Annotated in this window: 17 protein-coding genes; 9 read left to right on the forward strand and 8 right to left on the reverse strand. The window is 63.2% G+C overall.

The window, feature by feature from the left end:
- Positions 1-157 precede the first annotated feature (157 nt).
- Both ABCW43_RS19540 and fabF read right to left on the reverse strand, forming a co-directional pair.
- On the reverse strand, positions 158-1,336 hold the full coding sequence (locus ABCW43_RS19540) for a thiolase family protein (RefSeq protein WP_345927488.1): 1,179 nt from the start codon (positions 1,334-1,336) through the stop codon (positions 158-160).
- An 11-nt stretch (positions 1,337-1,347) separates the two neighbouring features.
- Positions 1,348-2,637 (reverse strand): beta-ketoacyl-ACP synthase II, encoded by a 1,290-nt coding sequence (fabF, locus tag ABCW43_RS19545; protein WP_345927490.1) that lies wholly within the window; start codon positions 2,635-2,637, stop codon positions 1,348-1,350.
- 89 nt (positions 2,638-2,726) lie between these two features.
- Here fabF and ABCW43_RS19550 point away from each other — a divergent pair, with 89 nt between their 5' ends.
- The 7 genes from ABCW43_RS19550 (at position 2,727) to ABCW43_RS19580 (ending at position 9,572) form a co-directional block, all read left to right on the forward strand.
- A complete protein-coding gene (locus ABCW43_RS19550) occupies positions 2,727-3,299 on the forward strand; it encodes a TetR/AcrR family transcriptional regulator (RefSeq protein WP_345927492.1) in 573 nt (190 codons plus the stop codon).
- A gap of 146 nt (positions 3,300-3,445) precedes the next feature.
- Entirely contained in the window at positions 3,446-5,047 is a 1,602-nt protein-coding gene (locus ABCW43_RS19555) for an ABC transporter substrate-binding protein (RefSeq protein WP_345927494.1), read from the forward strand.
- 40 nt (positions 5,048-5,087) lie between these two features.
- Positions 5,088-6,077 (forward strand): ABC transporter permease, encoded by a 990-nt coding sequence (locus ABCW43_RS19560; RefSeq protein ID WP_345927496.1) that lies wholly within the window; start codon positions 5,088-5,090, stop codon positions 6,075-6,077.
- A 10-nt stretch (positions 6,078-6,087) separates the two neighbouring features.
- Positions 6,088-6,918: an ABC transporter permease gene (locus tag ABCW43_RS19565; protein WP_345927498.1), complete on the forward strand. Its 831-nt coding sequence runs from the start codon at positions 6,088-6,090 to the stop codon at positions 6,916-6,918.
- Entirely contained in the window at positions 6,915-7,697 is a 783-nt protein-coding gene (locus ABCW43_RS19570; protein WP_345927500.1) for an ABC transporter ATP-binding protein, read from the forward strand. Before ABCW43_RS19565 ends, ABCW43_RS19570 begins: the two co-directional genes overlap by 4 nt.
- Positions 7,694-8,491 (forward strand): ABC transporter ATP-binding protein, encoded by a 798-nt coding sequence (locus tag ABCW43_RS19575; protein ID WP_345927502.1) that lies wholly within the window; start codon positions 7,694-7,696, stop codon positions 8,489-8,491. The genes ABCW43_RS19570 and ABCW43_RS19575 overlap by 4 nt, the downstream gene beginning before the upstream one ends.
- Positions 8,481-9,572, forward strand: a complete 1,092-nt coding sequence (locus tag ABCW43_RS19580; protein ID WP_345927504.1) for a pyridoxal-phosphate-dependent aminotransferase family protein — start codon at positions 8,481-8,483, stop codon at positions 9,570-9,572. Before ABCW43_RS19575 ends, ABCW43_RS19580 begins: the two co-directional genes overlap by 11 nt.
- On the opposite strand, the gene ABCW43_RS19585 is transcribed toward ABCW43_RS19580, so the two are convergent.
- Both ABCW43_RS19585 and ABCW43_RS19590 read right to left on the reverse strand, forming a co-directional pair.
- Positions 9,573-11,129, reverse strand: coding sequence for a VOC family protein (locus ABCW43_RS19585; protein ID WP_345927506.1), 1,557 nt, complete (start codon positions 11,127-11,129; stop codon positions 9,573-9,575).
- A 168-nt stretch (positions 11,130-11,297) separates the two neighbouring features.
- Positions 11,298-11,660, reverse strand: a complete 363-nt coding sequence (locus ABCW43_RS19590; protein WP_345927508.1) for a hypothetical protein — start codon at positions 11,658-11,660, stop codon at positions 11,298-11,300.
- Between the two features lie 287 nt (positions 11,661-11,947).
- On the opposite strand from ABCW43_RS19590, the gene ABCW43_RS19595 reads away from it, so the two are divergent.
- A complete protein-coding gene (locus ABCW43_RS19595) occupies positions 11,948-13,801 on the forward strand; it encodes an ABC transporter ATP-binding protein (protein WP_345927510.1) in 1,854 nt (617 codons plus the stop codon).
- 10 nt (positions 13,802-13,811) lie between these two features.
- Positions 13,812-15,710, forward strand: coding sequence for an ABC transporter ATP-binding protein (locus tag ABCW43_RS19600; protein ID WP_345927512.1), 1,899 nt, complete (start codon positions 13,812-13,814; stop codon positions 15,708-15,710).
- 128 nt (positions 15,711-15,838) lie between these two features.
- Here ABCW43_RS19600 and mmsB read toward each other — a convergent pair whose 3' ends face one another.
- From mmsB to ABCW43_RS19620, 4 genes are all read right to left on the reverse strand, one after another.
- Positions 15,839-17,029: a multiple monosaccharide ABC transporter permease gene (gene mmsB / locus ABCW43_RS19605; protein ID WP_345927515.1), complete on the reverse strand. Its 1,191-nt coding sequence runs from the start codon at positions 17,027-17,029 to the stop codon at positions 15,839-15,841.
- Positions 17,029-18,588, reverse strand: a complete 1,560-nt coding sequence (mmsA, locus tag ABCW43_RS19610) for a multiple monosaccharide ABC transporter ATP-binding protein (RefSeq protein WP_345927517.1) — start codon at positions 18,586-18,588, stop codon at positions 17,029-17,031. The genes mmsB and mmsA overlap by 1 nt, the downstream gene beginning before the upstream one ends.
- Positions 18,589-18,644: 56 nt before the next feature.
- Entirely contained in the window at positions 18,645-19,676 is a 1,032-nt protein-coding gene (gene chvE, locus ABCW43_RS19615; protein WP_345927593.1) for a multiple monosaccharide ABC transporter substrate-binding protein, read from the reverse strand.
- Between the two features lie 117 nt (positions 19,677-19,793).
- Positions 19,794-21,638, reverse strand: a complete 1,845-nt coding sequence (locus ABCW43_RS19620; protein ID WP_345927595.1) for an IlvD/Edd family dehydratase — start codon at positions 21,636-21,638, stop codon at positions 19,794-19,796.
- Positions 21,639-21,640 lie beyond the last annotated feature (2 nt).

Genomic DNA, 21,640 nt, shown 5'->3' on the forward strand with positions numbered 1-21,640 from the left:
CCCGAGGATCCATGGTGCTGGCGGTGCGGATGCGGGATCCTCGGGTCAAGCCCGAGGATGATGACCTACAGGGCGCAGCAACGTCAGCCTACAGGGCGGGCCAGCGCCAATCCGGTCCAGCCCGGCGGAAAACCTCACCGGGCCGTTGCTTCGCAAATCAGATCATCTCCAGCGCCAACGCAATGCCCTGCCCGCCGCCGATGCAGAGTGTCACGACGCCGCGCTTCAGGCCGTCGCGCTGCATCGAATGGAGAAGCCGCGTTGTCAGGATCGCGCCGGTCGCGCCGATTGGATGGCCGTGTGCCACGGCCCCACCCTCGACATTGGCGATGTCTTCCGGCAGGTCGAGCCCCTTGAGGACAGCGAGCGGCACCGCCGCATAGGCCTCGTTGATCTCGATCCGCTCGATATCGCTGATCGTCCAGCCGGCCCGTTCCAGCGCCTGGTTGACGGCTGGAATTGGCCCGAGCGCGAACATGCCGGGTTCGACGGCCGCGACGCCATAGGACACCAGCCGTGCCATCGCCTGGAGACCCTTGGTTTCGGCAAAGGCCCGGTCGGCGACAATCATTGCCGCAGCGCCGCTGTTGAGGCCGGGCGCATTGCCGGCGGTGATCGTGCCGTCGTCGCGGAAGGCGGGCTTCAGCCTGGCAAGCGCATCGATCGTCGTATCCGGCCTCGGCGTCTCGTCGGCGGCAAAATTCTTTACGCCACCCCTAACCGGAATATCGATGCCGACGATCTCGGCCGCGAACCTGCCTTCCGCCTGCGCGGCGCTGAAGCGCTGCTGCGAACGTGCCGCCCAGCGATCCTGGTCCGCACGGCTGATCTCTCGCGAGGCGATCATATCCTCCGTGTGCCAGCCGGAATGCCTGTCGGAAAACGCATCGTGAAGGCCGTCGAGCAGCATGCTGTCGAAGATCTCCGCATGGCCCATGCGGTAACCCCAGCGGCCGCCGCTCATCAGATAGGGCGCGCGGTCCATGTTCTCCATGCCGCCGGCAATCGCGGCTTTGGCGTGGCCGAGCCAGATATCCTTGGCCGCGCTGGCGATCGCCTCGGCGCCCGAGCCGCAGACGCGGTTGACGGTGACGGCCGGCACCGAGACCGGTAGGCCGCCATGGATCGCCGCCTGCCGCGCCGGGTTCATCCTGTTGCCGGCCTGCACGACATTGCCCATGGTGACCGAAGCCACCTCGGCGGCGTCGAGGCCGGAGCGCGCGATCGTCTCGCGGATCACCGCGGCGCCGAGATCGACGGCCGTAATGCCGGCGAGCGAACCGTTATACTTGCCGATCGCGGTGCGGACCGGTTGGACGATGACGACTTCGGACATGGTGGCTCTCCCTAAATTGCGTTTTCGTCGAAGCGGCGCAGGATCACGCTGGCATTGACGCCGCCGAAACCGAAACCGTTGGACAGCGCGTATTCGACCTGGGCATGACGCGCCTGCGGACCGATGAGATCGAGGCCTTCGGCGAGCGGATCGGGATCTTCGAGATTGAGGGTCGGCGGCAATATGCCGTCGCGCAGCGCAAGCGCGGTGATGATCGCTTCCAGGCCGCCCGCCGCACCGAGCAGATGGCCGGTTGCCGATTTGGTGGACGAGATCGCCGGACCGCCTTCGGTGCCGAAAATCGCCTTGATGGCAGCCAGTTCACCCGCGTCTCCGACCGACGTCGATGTGGCATGCGCGTTGAGATAACCGATCGCTTCCGGCGCAAGGCCCGCCATCTGCAGCGCCCGCCGGATTGACCTTTGGGCTCCCGAACCGTCGGAGGGGCCGGCCGTCAGGTGATAGGCGTCGGCGCTGGTGCCGTAACCGACCACTTCGACCAGCGGTGTCGCGCCGCGAGCCAATGCGTGTTCGAGCGTTTCGATGACGACGATGCCGGCGCCCTCGCCCATCACGAAACCGTCGCGTGCCGCGTCGAACGGCCGGGACGCTTTTTCTGGCGTATCGTTGAATGCAGTGGAAAGCCCGCGCGCCGCAGCAAATCCGCCAAGCGCCACGCGGTTGATGCAGGCCTCGGTGCCGCCGCAGAGCGCCACGTCGACTTCGCCGCTTCTAATCATCCGCACACCGTCGCCGATCGCCTGCACGCTTGCAGCGCAAGCCGTCACCGGCGCGCCGATCGGGCCCTTGAAGCCGTAGCGGATGGAGACATGCCCGGCCGCAAGATTAACCAGGAAGGACGGCACGGTGAAGGGCGATAGCCGGCCGGCGCCGCGCGCGTCCACCGTGCGCACCGCCTCGGCGATCGAATGAAATCCGCCGATACCGGAGGCGATAATCGTCGCGGTGCGGTCCTGCCTGTCGTCCGTATCGGCGACCCAGCCGGACTGCTCCAGCGCCTGCCGCGAGGCTTCGAGCGCAAACGCGATGAAACGGTCCATCTTCTTGCGTTCCTTGTGCGGCACCGCAAGATTGATATCGAAACCGAACTCGTCCTCGTCGATGCCGGGCACGACGCCGCCGACCTTGGCGTCGATATCCGGCACCATCTCGTCGGCAAGCCGGCGCAGGCCGGAGCGCCCCTCGATCAGGCGTTTCCAGGTGGCTTCCACGCCGCTGGCAAGCGGCGAGACCATGCCCATGCCGGTAATCACTATTCTGTCGCTCGGTCTTGCCGGCATGTTTCACCTCGATTTAAATTTTGATCATCATTTATCCATTTTAAATGACGATCCAAATATAATAGTCAAGATGTTCGAAGGAGAAGACGATGAGGGTGAGCCGCCAGGAAGCCGAGGAGAACCGTGTCCGCGTGGTGTTGAAAGCGGGCGAACTGTTCCGCGAATACGGCTTTGACGGCATCGGCATCGCCGATCTGATGAAGGCGGCGGGCCTGACGCATGGCGGATTTTACGGCCAGTTCAAATCCAAGGTGGATCTGGCGGCAGAGGCCTCGCGGCAGGCGCTTGCGCTCAACGTAGCCCTCTGGCGGGAGACGATAAGCCGAGCCCACGGCAAGGCGATCAAGGCGATCGCGGGCATGTATCTGTCCCGGCCGAATCTCGTCGTCAGGGCCAGGGGCTGTACCTTCGCCTCGCTCTGCGCCGATGCGTCCCGGCAGGGCGAAGCGGTACAATCCGTGTTCGCCGAGGGTATCGAAAACCACTTGTTGCTGCTGCAGGAGATCGTCGACGGCCATGGCGACGAGGATCGGCGCCGCAAGTCGATCGTCATCCTGTCCCAGATGGTCGGAGGGTTGACGCTCGCCCGGGCAGTCGGCGATGCGCCGCTCGCAGCGGAGATCCTGGCTACCCTGCGCAACGAAGTGGAGACCCGCCACTAACCCTTTATGGCGCAACGGAAATGCACCCATCGGCCGGTTGCGACCGAGAATTTGTTCCCGAACGCCCCGTGACAAAATTTCCTGCCTGTGCGGCCGGCAATTTCGCTGTCAATATGCGCCAAAATCGCTGGCTGCAGGAGAGAGCAATGACGATCGCCACCCTATCCCGACGGACCCTTTTGCAAGCGGGCGGCGCACTGCTCGCCTCGACCGCGCTTCCGACTATAACCCTTGCCCAGGCCGGCAGCCGGCTGATCGTTGCAGCCGATTCCGAACCCAAAAACCTCAATCCCGCGATCGTCGCCTCAAACGGCGTCTTCTTCATCGCGAGCAAGGTGGTCGAGCCGCTCGCCGAAGCCTCCTTCGACGGCAAGGACGGCCTCGCACCGCGCCTCGCCACCTCCTGGGAAGGTTCGGCGGACGGCAAGTCGGTCACCTTCAAGCTGCGCGAAGGCGTGAAATGGCATGACGGCAAGCCGTTCACCTCGGCCGACGTCGCCTATTCGGCGCTCGCTATCTGGAAACCGCTGCAGAACCTCGGCCGCCTGGTCTTCGCCAATCTCGAAGCCGTCGATACGCCGGATGCGACGACAGCTGTCTTCCGCTTCTCGAAGCCGACACCGCTGCAGCTCATCCGCAATGCCCTGCCGGTGGTCAGCAGCGTCGTGCCGAAACATCTCTATGATGGCACCGACATCGCCACCAACCCTGCCAACGTGAAGCTGGTCGGAACCGGTCCGTTCAAGTTCACCGAATACAAGCCGGGCGAATATTATCGCCTGACGAAGAACGCCGACTATTGGGGCAAGGGCGAGCCGAAGCTTGACGAGATCATCTTCCGCGTCCTGCCGGATCGCGCCGGCGCAGGTGCTGCACTGGAAGCGGAAGAGATCCAGCTCGCCGCCTTTTCGGCCGTGCCCCTTACCGATCTCGCGCGCATCTCCAAGGTGCCGGGCATCAAGGTCATCTCCAAGGGCTATGAGGCGCTTACCTACCAGCTTGTGGTCGAGATCAACCACCGCCGCAAGGAGCTCGCCGACGTCAAGGTCCGACAGGCGATCGCGCATGCGATCGACAAGAAGTTCGTCGTCGACACGATCTTCCTCGGTTACGCCGCCGCCTCGACCGGCCCCGTGCCGAAGAACGCGCCGGAATTTTATGACGCCAGCGTGCCGACTTACGCTTTCGACACCGGCAAGGCGAACGCCCTGCTCGACGAGGCCGGTTACAAGAAGGGCGCGGGCGGCACCCGCTTCTCACTGAAACTGCGCCCGGCGCCCTATTTCAACGAGACAAAGCAGTTCGGCGATTACCTGCGCCAGGCGCTCGCAGCCGTCGGCATCGACGCACAACTCATCAACGCCGATTCCGCCGCCCACCAGAAGGCGGTCTACACGGATCACGATTTCGATCTCGCCATCGGCCCGCCGGTCTTCCGTGGCGACCCGGCGATCTCGACGACCATCCTCGTCCGGTCCGGAATCCCGGCCGGTGTGCCCTTCTCCAACCAGGGCGGCTACGAGAACAAGGAGCTCGACGGCATCATCGCCAAGGCTGCGGAAACGGTCGATACGGCGGCCCGCACCGAACTCTACAAGCAGTTCCAGAAAATCGTCGCCGCCGACCTGCCGCTGATCAACGTTGCCGAATGGGGTTTTATCACCGTGGCGCGCGATACGGTGATGAACGTCTCCAACAATCCGCGCTGGGCGGTATCGAACTGGTCGGATACCGCGTTGAAATCGTGATAGTCTCGGCAGACTATCCGATTCAGAGGCGCTTTCCGGCGTGAACCGAGCCATTCGATTGATCCGACGTCGCGCGATCAGCAGCATCCCCGTGCTGCTGATCGTCGTCGTCCTGACCTTTCTTCTGCTCGAATCCGCCTCCGGCGATGCGGTGGACGCCTATCTCCTGTCGATCGGCGGCGGCGATGCGGCGGTCGCCCAGTCGCTGCGGCAGGCTTACGGCCTCGACCAGTCGATGCTCGCCCGGCTATGGCTCTATTTTTCCTCGCTAGCAACATTCGATCTCGGTTGGTCGATCGCCTTCGGCAGGCCCGTCCTCGACCTCATCCTGGAGCGACTTCCGAACACGCTGCTGCTGATGGGCAGCGCCACCGCGCTTTCCTTCGGGCTCGGTTCGGCGCTCGGGATCGTCGCCGGTGCAAAGCCTGAAAGCGTAATGGACAGAGTGCTTTCCACCTGTTCCCTCATACTTTACGCGATCCCGAGCTTCTGGCTCGGCCTGGTGCTCAGCATCGTCTTTGCGGTCCAGCTCCGCTGGCTGCCGACCTCGGGCATCGAGACCATCGCCTCAGGCAAGGCGGGCCTTGCCCGCGCCGCAGATATCGCCAGGCATCTCATCCTGCCGGTCGGTGCGCTGGCGCTGATCTACATGGCGCTGTTCCTGCGGGTGATGCGCTCCGGCATGGCGGAGGCCTGGAGGCTGGATTTCGTGCTCTTCGCCCGCTCCAAGGGACTGTCGCGCAGCCGTATCGTGCTGCGCCATGTGGCACGTAATGCCCTTCTCCCGCTCGTCACCATGCTCGGCCTGCAATCGGCCGCCATGCTGGGCGGCAGCGTCGTCATCGAGAGCATCTTTGCCATTCCCGGTTTCGGACGGCTGGCGCAAGAGGCGGTCAGCGGCCGCGACGCTGCGCTGCTGATGGGCATCATCGTCGTCAGCGCCGTGCTGGTCGTCTGCGTCAATCTCGCCATCGACCTCGTTTATGCCGCACTCGACCCGCGTGTCGGCGCCTCGGAGCCCAACCGATGAGAGGGCGCGCATGAGGCTCCTTCGAGATCTGGTGCGCACGCAGGAAGGTGCGATCGGGCTTGGTGTCCTTGTGACCTTGGTGCTCATCGCGCTTCTTGCGCCGGTCTTGTCGCCCGGCGATCCGCTCCGCATCGCCGGGCGGGCGTTGCTATCGCCCTTCTCTGATCCAGCCTTCCCGCTTGGCACCGACCGGCTCGGCCGCGATGTGCTGGCCGGCGTCCTCCACGGCACCCGGACCTCTCTGGCGGTCGGTCTTGCGGCGGCCTTGGCGGCGATTGCCATCGGCCTCTGCGTCGGCTTGACGGCAGGCTTTGCCGGAGGACTGATAGACGAGGGGCTGATGCGCGTCGTCGATGCCTTCCAGATCGTCCCGAGCTTCCTTCTGGCGCTCGCCTTCGTCAGTGTCATCGGCGCCTCGGTGCCGGTCGTGGTTCTGGCCATCGCGCTCGGCGCCTGGGCCGATCCGGCGCGGCTGACGCGGGCGCAGGTGCTTTCCATCCGCGAGCGGGACTATGTCGCCTCCGCCCGGGTGATCGGCATGCATCCGGCCGAAATCGCCTTCCGGGAAATCCTGCCCAACGCACTGCCGCCAGTTCTGGCGCTCTCCGCCATCATCGTCGCGGCCGCGATCCTCACCGAGGCCGCACTCTCCTTCCTCGGCCTCGGCGATCCGAACGTCGTCACCTGGGGTTCGATGATTGCCGAAGGCCGCAACATCCTGCGCTCCTCACCGTCGCTGTCGATCTTTCCGGGCATTGCACTGGTGGTCACGGTGGTCGGCGTCTACCTCTTCAGCGAAGGCCTGACCAAGGCGCTTGGCGGCCGGAGGCTGGAGCCATGAGCACGCTTTGCGAGATCAGAGGCCTCTCGGTCACCTATCACGGCCAGACGGTACCGGCGTTGAACCAGATAGACCTCGATATCGTCGCCGGCGAACGGCTGGCGATCATCGGTGAAAGCGGATCCGGGAAAAGCACGCTGGCCCGCGCCATGGCGGGCCTTTTACCGGTCGGCGCCAAACTGGCCGGCGAGATGCGATGGTCCTCGGGCCAGCCGCCCCTGCCCGGCCGCGATCTCGGTTTCGTTTTCCAGGATCCGTCCTCCAGCCTCAACCCGGTATTGACGATCGGCGAACAGGTGGCCGAGGGCGCCCGCCGGCATCTCGGGCTCTCTTGGAAATCTGCCTATGGCAGCGCGCTGAAAATGCTGGAACGTGTCCGTATCCCGCAGCCGGACAAGGCGATGATGACCTTTCCGCACCAGCTTTCCGGCGGCCAGCGACAGCGTGTCGCGATTGCCGCTGCACTTGCCGCCAAGCCCGGCATCCTGATTGCCGACGAGGCGACCAGCGCGCTCGACATGGTCGTCCAGGCCGAGATCGTCTCGCTGCTCGACGAACTGGTCCGCGAGGCCGGCATGACACTGATCTTCATCACCCACGATATCGCGCTGGCCTCGGGCTTTGCCGATCGGGTGGCGATCTTCAAGGATGGCAGGCTGGTTGAAATCGGGCCGACGGGACATGTCCTCTCGTCACCCAAAGAGCCCTATACGAAAATGCTGATCGCCAGCCATCGCGATCTGACGACGCCGCCGCTCATCCGGGAGGCCGCACCGTGACCCTGCTGACGATCGAAAACCTCTCGAAGCGTTTCTCCTCCGGCGGCCGCGCCGTTGCGGCGGTCAGCGATGTTTCGCTGACGCTTGAACCCGGCGAGACACTCGGCCTCGTTGGCGCTTCGGGCAGCGGGAAATCCACCCTCGCCCGCATCCTGATGCGGTTGTTGCCGGCCGATACCGGATTGATCCAGTTCGAGGGCGAGGACTGGCTGACACTCTCGGGTGCCGAACTGCGCCGTCGTCGCGCCAGGATGCAGATGGTGTTCCAGGATGTGCTCGGCGCCTTCAATCCACGCGCCACCGTAGCCTCGGTGCTGGACGATCCCCTGCGCATCCACGCCATCGTGCCGAAAGCCGAGCGCCCACGGGAAATCGCAGTGCTTCTCGACCGGGTCGGCCTGCCGGCAAGCTATGCTGAACGCTCCATCCGCGAGGTTTCCGGCGGCCAGCGGCAGCGCATCGCCATTGCCCGCGCCATCGCCACGAAACCATCGCTGATCGTGCTCGACGAGGCGGTGTCGGCGCTGGACGTCTCGATCCGCGGCAAGATCCTCGAACTGCTGGTCGAGCTACAAGAAGAGCGCGGCATCAGCTATCTTTTCGTGTCGCACGATCTCGCCGTCCTGCGCGCTGTTTCGCACCGGATCGCCGTCATGGAAACCGGCCGGCTGGTCGAGACCGGGCCGATGCGGCAGGTGATCGAAAACCCGCAATCGTCTGCGGCCAAGGCCCTGGTCAGTGCCGTACCGCGCCTCGTGACAGAACCAACGGAAGGACCATCCCATGACGTTTGACCGCTGGAACCCGCTGAATGACACGCCGTCCTTCCCCGCCGCGCGGTATGCCACGATCGCCGACCGGATGGCCAGAATCCTGAAGACCCGCAACGACGTGCTGCTGATCCAGGCAGAGGCCGTCGTCGCGCTGGAAGCGGCGGCCCTCAGCCTCGCCCGGCCCGGCCTGAAGGCGATCAACATCGTCAGCAGCATGTATGGCGGCTGGTTCGGCACCTGGCTCAGGCGTGGCGGTGCCGAAGTCCTCGATCTTGCCGCAGAGCCTGCCCGTCCGATCACGCTGGAAGCGGTCGAGGCGGCGCTGAATGCGCATCCGGACATTAAGGTCCTGGCCCTCGTCCATGCGGAATCGGCAAGCGGCATCCGTAACCCGCTGGAGGAGATCGTCGCCTTCGCCCGCTCACGCGGCATCGTCACGGTGGTGGATGCAGTCGCTTCGATCGGCGGTCACGCGCTTAGCATCGACCAACTCGGCATCGATATCGCCGTCATCGGCCCGCAGAAGGCGCTCGCGGGACCAGCCGGGGTTTCGGCGCTGTCAGTCAGCCCGGCCGCCTGGAAACTGATTTCTGAACAAGGGGCGCCAAGGGATTCGATTCTCTCGCTTCTCGACCAGAAAGCCTGGCTCGAAACCGGCCGCGGCGCGTTATCCGGCACCACCGCCCCGCTGGAATTCTTTGCGCTCGAAGCTGCCCTCGATCGCGTCGAGGCGGAGGGCATCGATACGATCGTCGCCCGGCATGTGCGTGCCGCCCGCGCCACCCGTGCCGCGCTCGCCGCCATGGGCGGAGAACTCTGGGTGGACGCCCTGCACGGCTCGAACCTCGTAACGACAGCCAGACTTCCGGCCGGCGCCAATGCGGCCGCCCTGCTTTCCGTGGCGCCGCGCGGCATCGAGCTTTCGGCCGGCGTCGGTCCCGGCGCCGAACGGCTGATCCGGCTCAACCATACCGGCCAGCGGGCCCGTTTCGACATCGTGCTCGGCAACCTGACGGCCTATGGCATGGCACTTCGACGGCGGGGGTTCAAGGCGGACATATCCGCCGCAGTCGACGCCATCGCGCTGCATTACGGCGATTGATCAGAATCCTCTTTCGATCAGCCAGTCGCGGGCGATCACCTCGTCTTCGCTGCCGATGCCATGATTGGCGTCGAGCGTTCTGGCGGTTAGCTCTGCTCCCGCTGAGCGAAGACGCTCTTCCAGCTCCTGGGCCAGCGACCCGTAAAAATCGTCGGTCGCGCTAAGCGACAGGACGTGGGCACCGGAAAGATCGACGGCCGGCCGATCCTCCAGGCAGTTCATCGACCGCAGCAGGACGGCTTTGCGGATCAGGCCCGGATGCAGCTGCATTACCGCGCCGATCATGTTGCCGCCGTTGGACCAGCCGGCAAAGGCCGTCCGCGCCGGATCGACTCCATAGGCCGGACCCAGCTCCTCCACGAAGGCGACGAAGGCGTCTGCTTCGGAAGCAATCTCCTTCTGGTCGAACGTCGTCGGCGTAAAGCGGCGGAAGTATCGCGGATGTCCCTCGTCCGTCGATCGCCCGCGCACCCCGATCAGCATGGCGTTTGGAGCCGCCTTGCGTCCGAAAGGCAGCATCGTCGTTTCATTGCCGCCGGTGCCATGCAGCAGCACCAGCGTGGAACCGTCCCATGTCTCAGGCATATGGATCCGGTGCACGAAAGGCAGGTCGCGATAGATGATGCGCTCCTCGCCGGGCAGGCCGAACTGCGGAAGCATGACCCGCAGGACGTCGTGGTCTTCCTTGAAGTGGGCCGGGATGAACAGTTCGGACCCGAGCGTTTCCAGCGGCTCGTCAGCGGTGAAACCTGGCCCGTCCGTCGCAAGTTCGATCAGCGTCCCGGACGGCTCGCGGACATAGAGCGAGTAGAAATAGTGCCGGTCGTGCATATTCATCTCGCCCGCGTCCTCTGCCAGCAATCCCGCATGCACCGCCTCGACCTTAGGCCGGTCAACGGCGCGAAAGGCGATGTGGTCGATCGTGCCGGTGCCGGGTGCCGCGGTCCAGAAGCCGCCGGCATCACGGACATCGACGATATCCTGCGCATCCGACACCAGCCGCTGGATATTGCCCTCCTTCGGCCCGAGCCGAAGCCCCATGTGGCGCGTCAGGAATGCCGCCGTCTGCTCCGGTTTGTCGGAAAGGATCGTCGCGCCGCGGAGTTTTCGGATCGCATCCGCCTCGCTGATGCCGCCGCCGCTCCACCAGACCCAAGGTGCGGTCTCCTCGACGCCGACCAGCTTGACGATGATCCCGTCAGGATCGGTGAGCCGCAGCACCGGTTCGCCGAACTCCTGGGCCGGGCCGGAAAGCTTGACGTTGAACTGCAGCGCCCGCGTCAACCAGAAACCGATCGCGTCGGGCGCAATCGCAAAACTGATCTCGCTCGGCGCCCCATGCCCGACGCGCCCAAACGAGCCGTCTTCCCAGGCCAAAAAGGTGACGAGCGAACCAGGCGTCGCCGCTCCGTCTCCGTAAAACAGATGAAGCTGGCGGGCGTCCTCGAAGCCCGCCGTCCGCTTGACGAGCCGCAGGCCGAGGAAGCCCGTATAGAAATCGACATTCGCCTGGATCTTGCGGGTGATGGCGGTGATGTGATGCAGGCCGCTGGTCATAAGAAAGACAAACCTCGTTCATATAAGTTACGGCGCGACGATATCAGTCCGGATCTCACCTAGTGGTTGAAATCTAACGCTTGGTACTGGCGTCGAGACCTGCTCTGGGCCTGGCGTACGCCGTACCGGGCCGATCTCGCTGCGAGGATATTTGCTTGCGATGCCCCGTCAGAAGTCGATGACGGTCGTGTCCTTGACCAGCGGTATCGACTTGTCCGGGCGGGCGTAGATGTCGCCCTTGCCTTCCTTAGGATGCCAGTTGAGTCTAGCCGCCTCACGATCCCCCCCATTGTAGAAATAGCCGTAGGTTTCAATCTTCGCATTCTCGGGGTGGATGCTGAGATGGTCGATCAGAAACTTGATCCGCCGATAGATGCGCCATTTCTCCTCCTTCACTTGCGGCAGGGCGTTGAATGCCCAACAGCGTTCGCTCGCGGTGCGCAAAGACCGTAGGCGGTCGAGTTCTTCATCGGTAATCATGTCTGTGGAGACCTTTTCGGCTAACCGCTGGTACTTGAGCTTGCCTAACATACTAATGGCCCGCGGACCCACGCCTTTGTACCGTGCCACGGCGATCTGGCAAGTTCAAAGGCCCCTCGCAATATTTTCATCGTCATTCGATTTGGGAAACCTGAGCCTGCTGAAAATTCAGGCGCCACACAGGCCAAAAATTCACCACAGGGGCCTCGGTTTTCGGCCCAATTCGATTGACTGATCAGCTTCAGTATGCAGGCTATGTCCCGGTCCGAATCTCCATCTCATAATGGCCGTCTTTCCGGATATTTTCCGGCTCTGTAATTCATTTTTGGAATAAAACCGTGAGCAGCGATGCAACAGTTCGCGTCGCGAAGCCGTCGGCTTCGTTGGCGCTGGTGAATGCGGCAGGTTGGGGCAAGGGTTTCTCGATACTGACCCGCATCACCGTCATGGCCTTCCGTCATCCGTGGCAATCGAGCTTCGCGATCGGCGCGACCCTGGTCGCCTCCGCGTTCCAGCTGATGATCCCGCGGCTACTCGGCGAAGCGGTCGACCATACGCAGGTGGCGCTGACCGGCGGCGATGCCGGACAGGCAGCGCAGGATGCGCTCCTGACGACCGCGCTTCTGCTGCTCGGCGCCAGCGTGCTGCGCGGCGTCTTCACGCTGTTCCAGAACTACTACAGCGAGGCAGTCGGCCACCATATGGGCTACCGCCTCAGGCTCGCCTGTTACGAGAAGATCCAGCGGCTCTCCTTCAGCTTCCACGACAGCATGCATTCGGGCGACCTGATCACCGTCGGGCTCCTCGACCTCGAAGGCGTGCGCATGTATTTCTCGACCGCGCTGGTGCGCATGGTTCTCCTGACCGTGCTGATCGGTATCGGTGCCTATCTTCTGCTGTCGACCGACGTGGTGCTCGGCCTGCTGGCCCTGAGCTTCGTGCCGTTCGTCGGCTGGCGGTCGTCGGTGACGCAACTGCGGCTGCGCGCCACCTGGCTCGACCTCCAGGAACGGCTTTCGGTTCTGACCCGCGTGATGGAGGAAAACCTCGGCGGCATCCGCGTCGTGCGCGCCTTTGCCGCGCAGGATCACGAGCTCGACAAGTTCGAGGTGGCGTCGAAGAGCGCCGTATCCCTGGCACATCAGCGCGTCGGCATCCGCGTCGCCAATACCAGCGCCATGACGCTGTCCTTCTTCGCCTCCATGGGCCTGGTTCTCTGGGTCGGCGGCACCAAGGTGATGGCCGGCGAGATGACCGTCGGCACGCTCACCTCCTTCCTCACCTTCATGACCATCCTGCAGATGCCGGTTCGCCAACTCGGCCTGATGGTCAACGCCTTTGCCCGCGCCTCCACCTGCGGCGCGCGCCTGTTCGAACTGCTCGACCTCGATATTGCCATCAAGGACGAGAAGGGCGCCAAGGAGTTGAAAGTCACCGACGGCACGCTGCGGTTCGAAAATGTCGACTTCGCCTATCCCGGAGCCGAGAAACATCAGGTCCTGACCGGCGTTTCCTTCGAGGCCAAGCGCGGCGAGACGATCGGCATCGTCGGCCCACCCGGCAGCGGCAAATCGACCATGGCCCACCTGATACCGCGTTTCTATGATGCGACGGGCGGCAGGATCACAATCGACGGCCAGGATATCCACAGCGCCACGCTGCAATCGCTGCGCCGGTCGGTGGCCGTGGTCCAGCAGGACAGTTTCCTGTTCACGACGACGATCGAAAACAACATCGCCTATGGCGACCCGTGGGCCAAGGAAGGCCGCATCGAGCGCGCCAGCGAAAGCGCGCAGCTCCACAATTACGTGCTCGGCCTGCCGACCGGTTACGGCACGGTCGTCGGCGAACGCGGCGTTTCGCTGTCCGGCGGCCAACGCCAGCGCCTGTCGATCGCCCGCGCACTGATGCTGCGGCCGGCCGTAATGGTGTTCGACGATTCGACCGCGGCGATCGATGCCGGCACCGAACAGCGCATTCGTACTGCCATGCGCAGATATGCAGCCGACCGGGTGACGATCATCGTCGCCCATCGCCTGAGTTCGCTGATGCATGCCGACCGGATCCTGTTCATGGAAGAGGGCCGCATCGTCGAAAGCGGCACGCATGACGAACTGCTGGCGCTCGGCGGCCGCTACAAGGCGCTTTACGATCTGCAGGTACGTCCGGGCGACGACGCGCTCAGCGCCTGAGGGAGGATACATGGCCGAGGAACTGGAAACCGAACGCTCCGACGTTCGTGACGACGGCAGGCGCCCGCCCCGCGCGGTGGTGGGGTCACATCGCATCGAAGAGGAAATCTTCGGCAAGGTCTTCGACAGCGATATCGTCAGGCGCATCTGGGGCTTCGTGCGGCCTTATCGCACCAAGATCTATTGGGCCGTGCTTGCGGTGCTGACCTTCACCGCGATGCAGCTCCTCATCCCGCTGATCATCCGTTACGCGATCGACCATGGCATGCAGGCTGGCAGCGACAGCCAGTCGATCTTGATCTGGTCGATGGTTGCCTTTCTTGTGGCGATCCTCATCAATTTCGCGGCCAGCTATGCGCAGGAAACGCTGGTCGGCGGTGTCGCCGAAGACGTGCTCTTCGATATCCGTAAGGCGATGTTCACGCATCTGCAGCGCGTCTCGCTCTCCTGGATGGACAAGACGGAGGTTGGCCGCCTGATGTCGCGCCTGCAAGGCGACGTCAATTCCATGCAGGAATTCCTCGAAACCTCGGTCCTCTCGGTCGGCGATATCACCCTTTTGTTCGGCATCGTGTTCGTCATGCTGACGCTCGATTTCAAGCTCGGCCTGCTGACGCTCTGCGCCCTGCCCGTCCTCTTCGTCGTCCGCCTATTCTGGCTGCCACGGGCGCGAAAATCGTTCATGGCCGCGCATGAGACCAACTCGATCGCCAACGGGGCGCTTGCCGAAGCCATCCACGGCGTGCGCGCCGTCCAGAGCATGGACCGCCAGAGCGTCAACTTCACACTCTATGACGACAAGGCCCGCGCTAACCTCAATACCCATTTGAATGCGGCAAAATACGCTCAGGTCATGGTGCCGATCGTCGACTCGCTGACCGGCCTTGCGATGGCGCTGGTCGTCGTGGTCGGCGGCGCCCGCGTGCTCAACCAGGCGCTCGACGTCGGCGTCATGGTCGCCTTCCTGTTCTACATTCAGCGCTTCTTCGACCCGATCCGGTCGCTGACGCTGCAATATTCGGTGATGCAGCGCGCCATGGCATCCGGCCAGCGCCTGACCGAAGTGCTGGACGTGCCGGTCGATGTCCAGGATGCACCGAACGCCAAGGTCCTCACGTCGGACATGGATGGCTCGGTCGAATTCAAGGATGTGGTGTTCGGCTACAATCCTAAGCACCCGGTCCTGAAACATGTGAGCTTCAAGGTGAACCCAGGCGAAACGGTCGCGCTGGTCGGCCCGACGGGCTCGGGCAAGTCGAGCTGCATGTCGCTGATCCATCGTTTCTATGACGTGCAGCAGGGCCAAGTCCTGGTCGGCGGTCACGACGTGCGCGACCTGACGCAGGAATCGCTCGGTCGGCAGATCGCCATGGTGCTGCAGGAGCCGTTCCTCTTCACAGGAACGGTGTTCGAGAACATCCGCTACCACAAGAAGGACGCGACACGGGAACAGGTGATCGAGGCTGCCAAGGCAGTCGGCGCCCACGACTTCATCATGCGCATGCCGGACGGTTATGAGAGCATCCTTGGCCAGCGCGGCGGCAATCTCTCGCTCGGCCAGCGCCAGCTTCTGAGTTTTGCCCGCGCGCTCGTGGCGGACGCGAAAATCCTGGTGCTCGACGAGGCGACCGCCAATATCGACAGCTATACCGAAATGCTGATCCAGAAGGCGCTTGTAAAGCTGCTCGAAGGCCGCACCGGGCTCGTCATCGCCCATCGCCTTGCAACCATCCGCGAGGCCGACCGCATCATCGTGTTGCAGAACGGCGAGTTGATCGAGAGCGGCAACCACCGCGAGCTGATGAAGAACAAAAAGCTCTATTCGAAGCTCTACAACCTCAACTACTCGTCCTTCGACGATATCCCGGAGGATGTCATCGAAGAGGCCGTGACCGAGCAGGCGACCTGAAGCCAGTTTCGACGTTCCCCCTCGCCCAGAAACCGAGGGCCGGTAACAGGCCAAAGCAAAAAAGCCCGGATGCGTCTGACGCATCCGGGCTTTCGAGTTTCATCCGGCAATCTTTGAAAAGGCCGGCGTCAGCGGCGCTGGTTGTAGACGTCGACGCAGACGGCACCGAGCAGCACCAGGCCCTTGATCACCTGCTGGTAGTCGATGCCGATGCCGAGGATCGACATGCCGTTGTTCATCACGCCCATCAGGAAGGCGCCGATGACTGCGCCCGTCACCTTGCCGACGCCGCCATAGGCGGATGCGCCACCGATGAAGCAGGCCGCGATGACGTCCAGCTCGAAGCCGGTACCGGCCTTCGGCGTGGCGCTGTTCAGGCGCGCTGCGACGACGAGCCCGCCGAGAGCCGCAAGCACGCCCATGTTGACGAACGTGAGGAATACCAGCCGCGTCGTCTTGATACCGGAAAGCTCGGCCGCGCGGGCGTTGCCGCCGACCGCGTAGATCTGCCGGCCGATGACGGTGCGGGTGGTCAGGAAGCTATAGGCGGCGATCAGCACCGCCATGATGATCAGCACGTTCGGCATGCCGCGATGCGACGAGATCAGGAAGGCGATGTAACCGACGCCGGCGAGGATCAGCAGGTTCTTGGCCACGAAGAAGCCGAACGGCTCCGACTCGACGCCATGGGAAATACGCCGCTTGCGGCTCGCGAAATTCTGCACGATGAGGATGACCGCAAGCAACAGCCCGAGCAGGAACGAGGTGATGTAGAGGCCGCCCGCCGACGAAATCAGCTCGACGACATAACCGGACGAGAGCTTCTGGAAGATCGGCGGGAAAGGCCCGATTGCCTGGCTGCCGAGGATGGCGATCATCAGGCCGCGGAAGACCAGCATACCCGCCAGTGTCACGATGAAGGACGGTATCTTGAAATAGGCGACGAAATAGCCCTGGATCGCACCGATCAGCCCGCCGACGGCAAGGCTGATCACGATGACGAGGGCGAAATTGATACCCCACTGAACCATCAGCAGCCCGGCGAAACCGCCGATGAAGCCCGCGACCGAACCGACCGACAGGTCGATATGGCCGGTGACAATCACCATCAGCATGCCGAGCGCCATGATGACGATATAGGAATTCTGCAGAACGATATTGGTGACGTTGAGCGGCTTCAGGAGAACGCCGTCCGTGGCGATCTGGAAAAACACCACGATAACCACGAGCGAGATCAGCATGCCGAAGTCGCGGAGATTGTCCTTCAGAAAACTGGTCACCTTCGGCGGTGCCGTAACTGCTTCCTGGGGCGTACTCATTATTCTCTCCCTTTGCGCCGCATGATGGCGCGCATGATATTTTCTTGCGTGGCCCCTTCGCCGGACACTTCGCCGACAAACGCACCTTCGTGCATGACCATGATACGGTCGCAAATGCCGATCAGTTCGGGCATTTCCGACGAGATGACGATCACCGCCTTGCCGGCATCGGCAAGCTCGTTGATGATCGTATAGATTTCATATTTCGCGCCAACATCGATGCCGCGCGTCGGCTCATCGAGGATCAGCACCTCCGGACCAGTGAAAAGCCACTTGGACAGGACGACCTTCTGCTGGTTGCCGCCGGAGAGCTTGCCGGTTTCCTGATAGACGTTGTGGCTGCGGATGCGCATCCGGCCGCGGAATTCCTGCGCGATCTTCATCTCGGCAATGTCATCGATGACGCCGCGCGAGGACACGCCGCCCAGATGAGCGAGCGAGACGTTCTTGCGGATATCTTCCGGCAGGATGAGGCCGAGCTGCTTACGGTCTTCCGTCACATACGCAAGGCCGGCCTTGATCGCCTTGTGGACGTCGGAAAGGTCGAGTTCCTTGCCATGCAGCCTGGCGGTACCGGTGACGTGGCGCCCCCAGGACCGGCCGAACAGGCTCATGGCGAATTCGGTGCGCCCGGCGCCCATCAATCCGGAAATGCCGACGATCTCGCCGGCCCGCACCTTCAGCGAGACGTTCTTCACGACCTGCCGGTCCGAGTGCATCGGATGATAGGCCGACCAGTTCTCGACTTCGAAAATGACGTCCCCGATTTTGGGGTCGCGCTTCGGATAACGGCTTTCAAGGTCGCGGTCGACCATGCGCCGCACGATCTCGTCTTCGTCGACGGGACCCGCATGGCAATCCATGGTGCCGACCGTGCGGCCGTCGCGAAGCACCGTTATGCGGTCGGCAACTTCGGTGATCTCGTTGAGCTTGTGGGAGATCATGATCGAGGTAATGCCGTTGCGGCGGAATTCCTTGAGCAGTTCCAAAAGCGCCGCACTGTCAGTCTCGTTGAGCGACGCCGTCGGCTCGTCGAGGATCAGCAGCCGCACGTCCTTGGACAGCGCCTTGGCGATCTCGACCAGCTGCTGCTTGCCGACGCCGATATTGGTGATCAGCGTATCCGGCTGTTCGGTAAGCCCCACCTTCGCAAGCAATGCCTGGGTGCGCTTGTGCCGTTCGCTTCGGTCGATCACCCCGCGGCTCGCCGGGGGATTGGTCAGGAAGATGTTTTCCGCGATCGACATCAGCGGAATGAGCGCCAGTTCCTGATGGATGATGATGATGCCGAGCTTTTCGGAATCGTTGATGTCGCGGAAATGCCGCTCCTCACCACCGAAAAAGATGGAACCCTCGTAGGAACCGTGCGGATAGACGCCGGAAAGCACTTTCATGAGGGTCGATTTGCCAGCGCCGTTCTCGCCGACGAGGGCATGGATCTCCCCCTCCTGAACGGCGAAGCTGACATCGGAAAGCGCCTTCACGGCGCCAAAGCTCTTCGAAATCGCCCGCATCTCGAGGATGGGTGGCTTTTCGGCGAGCGGAACGGGATCGAGCATGATCACTCCGAAAAAAGGGTCCGCGCGGCAGAATACCACCGCGCGGATTAAAAGGCTTACTTAAGCTGCGATTCTTTGTAGTAACCGCCATCCACCAGAACCTGCTTCCAGTTGGTCTTGTCAACCACGACCGGCTTCAGGAGGTAGGACGGAACGACCTTCTTGCCGTTGTCATAGGTCTTGGTGTCGTTGACGGTCGGCTCCTTGCCGCTCATCGCAGCATCGACCATGTCGACGGTGACCTTGGCAAGATCGCGCGTGTCCTTGAAGATCGTCGAATACTGTTCGCCGGCAATGATCGACTTGACTGACGGAACTTCAGCATCCTGGCCGGTAACGATCGGCATCGCCTGACCGCCCGAACCGTAACCGACGCCCTTCAGCGACGACAGAATGCCGATCGAGATGCCGTCATAGGGAGACAGAACGCCGTCGAGCTTCTTGCCGGAATAGGTCGAGGAGAGGATTGCATCCATGCGGGCCTGGGCGGTTGCCGGGTCCCAGCGCAGCGTTGCGACCTTGTCCATGCCGACCTGGCCGGAGCCGACCTTCAGCACGCCCTTGTCGATCAGCGGCTGAAGCACGCTCATTGCGCCGTTATAGAAGAAGAAGGCGTTGTTGTCGTCCGGCGAGCCGCCGAAGAGTTCGATGTTGAACGGGCCCTTCTCGGTGTCGGCCTTGAGGCCCTTCACCAGCGAAGTGGCCTGCTGGACGCCGACCTGGAAGTTGTCGAAGGTGGCGTAGTAGCTGACATTCGGGGTATCGCGGATCAGGCGGTCATAGGCGATGACCTTGATCTTCTGGTCGGCGGCCTGCTGCAGTACGTCGGAAAGCGTCGTGCCGTCGATCGAGGCGATGACGAGAACCTTAGCGCCCTTGGTGATCATGTTTTCGATCTGGGCAAGCTGGTTCGGGATATCGTCTTCAGCGTACTGAAGGTCGGTCTTGTAACCGCGCTCTTTCAGAACCTTGACCATGTTGTCGCCGTCCGCAATCCAGCGGGCGGAAGACTTGGTCGGCATGGCGACGCCGACGAGGCCCTTTTCCTGAGCGCTGGCCGGAGCCGCGACGACCAGACCGGCCAACATGGCCGCTGTCGCGAGATATTTGAACATTCGCATGGATTACTCCTCCTTTGGAGCGACTCCCTTCGAGCCGCCAATCTTGTCTAAGGGCGGCCTCCGCCGCCCTGGGGATCGAAACAGTCAGTGATTGTCGCGCGGGATGCCGTTGGTCTGGGCAATCCGCTGGTATTTGACCGCCGGCTCCAGAACTGCGCCGGTTTCGAGCTGGCCGACATAGTTGCGCTGGATTTCCTGCCAGGGCGTCTGATGCTTCGGGTACTGGTAGCCCCCCGCCGCTTCGAGTGCATTGCGACGCTCCGCCATTTCCTCGTCGGAGATCAGGATGTCCGCCGTGCCGCGACCGACGTCGATGCGCACGCGGTCCCCGGTCCGCAGGATGGCAAGACCGCCGCCAGCGGCAGCTTCAGGTGAGGCATTGAGGATCGACGGGCTACCGGACGTTCCCGACTGGCGACCGTCGCCGATGCAGGCGAGCGACGAGATGCCCTGCTTCAGCAGGTAATCGGGCGCGCGCATGTTGACGACCTCGGCAGCGCCCGGATAGCCGATAGGGCCGGCGCCGCGCATGAACAGGACCGTATGCGCGTCGATTTCGAGCGACGGGTCGTCGATCCGGTGATGATAGTCCTCCGGTCCGTCGAACACGACCGCCCTGCCCTCGAAGGCTTCCGGATCGTTCGGGTTGGAGAGATAACGCTGGCGGAATTCCGGCGAGATGACGCTGGTCTTCATGATCGCCGACGAGAACAGGTTGCCGCGCAGCACCCGGAAGCCCGCATGGGCCTTCAAAGGCTCGTCATAGCGGCGGATGACCTTCTCGTCCTCGATGATGGCGCCACGGCAGTTCTCGCCGATCGTCTTGCCGTTGACGGTCATAGCGTCCTCATGGATGAGGCCCTGGGTCATCAGCTGGTTGACGACGGCAGGCACGCCGCCTGCATGATAATAGTCCTCGCCGAGATATTCGCCGGCCGGCTGCAGGTTGACGAGCAGCGGCACTTCCTCGCCGTAGGCCTGCCAGTCGTCGACCGTGAGCTCGACGCCGATATGACGGGCAAGCGCGTTCAGATGGATCGGCGCATTGGTCGAGCCGCCGATCGCCGAATTGACGCGGATGGCGTTGATGAAGGCTTCCTTGGTCAGGATGTCGGACGGCTTCAGGTCTTCCTTGACCATCTCGACGATGCGAAGGCCGGTCAGATAGGAGACCTCCTGCCGGTCGCGATAGGGCGCCGGGATCGCCGCCGAGCCGGGAAGCTGCATGCCGAGCGCTTCGGCGAGCGAGTTCATCGTCGTCGCCGTGCCCATCGTGTTGCAATAACCGGTGGACGGCGCCGAGGAGGCGACGAGCTTGACGAAGCCGGCATAGTCGATCTCGCCCTTGGCCAGCAGCTCGCGAGCCTTCCAGACGATGGTGCCGGAGCCGGTGCGCTCGCCGCGGAACCAGCCGTTCAGCATCGGACCGACCGACAGCGCGATCGCCGGGATGTTGACGGTGGCCGCCGCCATCAGACAGGCCGGCGTGGTCTTGTCGCAGCCGATCGTCAGCACGACGCCATCGAGCGGATAGCCGTAGAGGACTTCCACGAGGCCGAGATAGGCAAGGTTGCGGTCAAGGCCGGCGGTCGGCCGCTTGCCCGTCTCCTGGATAGGGTGGACCGGGAATTCGATGGCGATGCCGCCCGCCTCGCGGATACCCTCGCGCAGACGATGCGCCAGTTCCAGATGGTGACGGTTGCACGGCGAAAGATCCGAACCCGTCTGGGCGATGCCGATGATCGGCCGGTCGGACTGCAGTTCGGCCTGGCTGAGACCGAAATTCATGTAGCGCTCGAGATAGAGCGCCGTCATGTCGACATTCGACGGGTTGTCGAACCACGCGCGAGAACGGAGCTTGCGGACCTCCTGACGACGCTGGTCGGTTTCGGCGATCTCGTTCGAGGTTACGTTTTCGGAATTGGTCATCA

This window comes from Neorhizobium tunisiense, from assembly GCF_039631515.1.
Taxonomy (GTDB): domain Bacteria; phylum Pseudomonadota; class Alphaproteobacteria; order Rhizobiales; family Rhizobiaceae; genus Neorhizobium.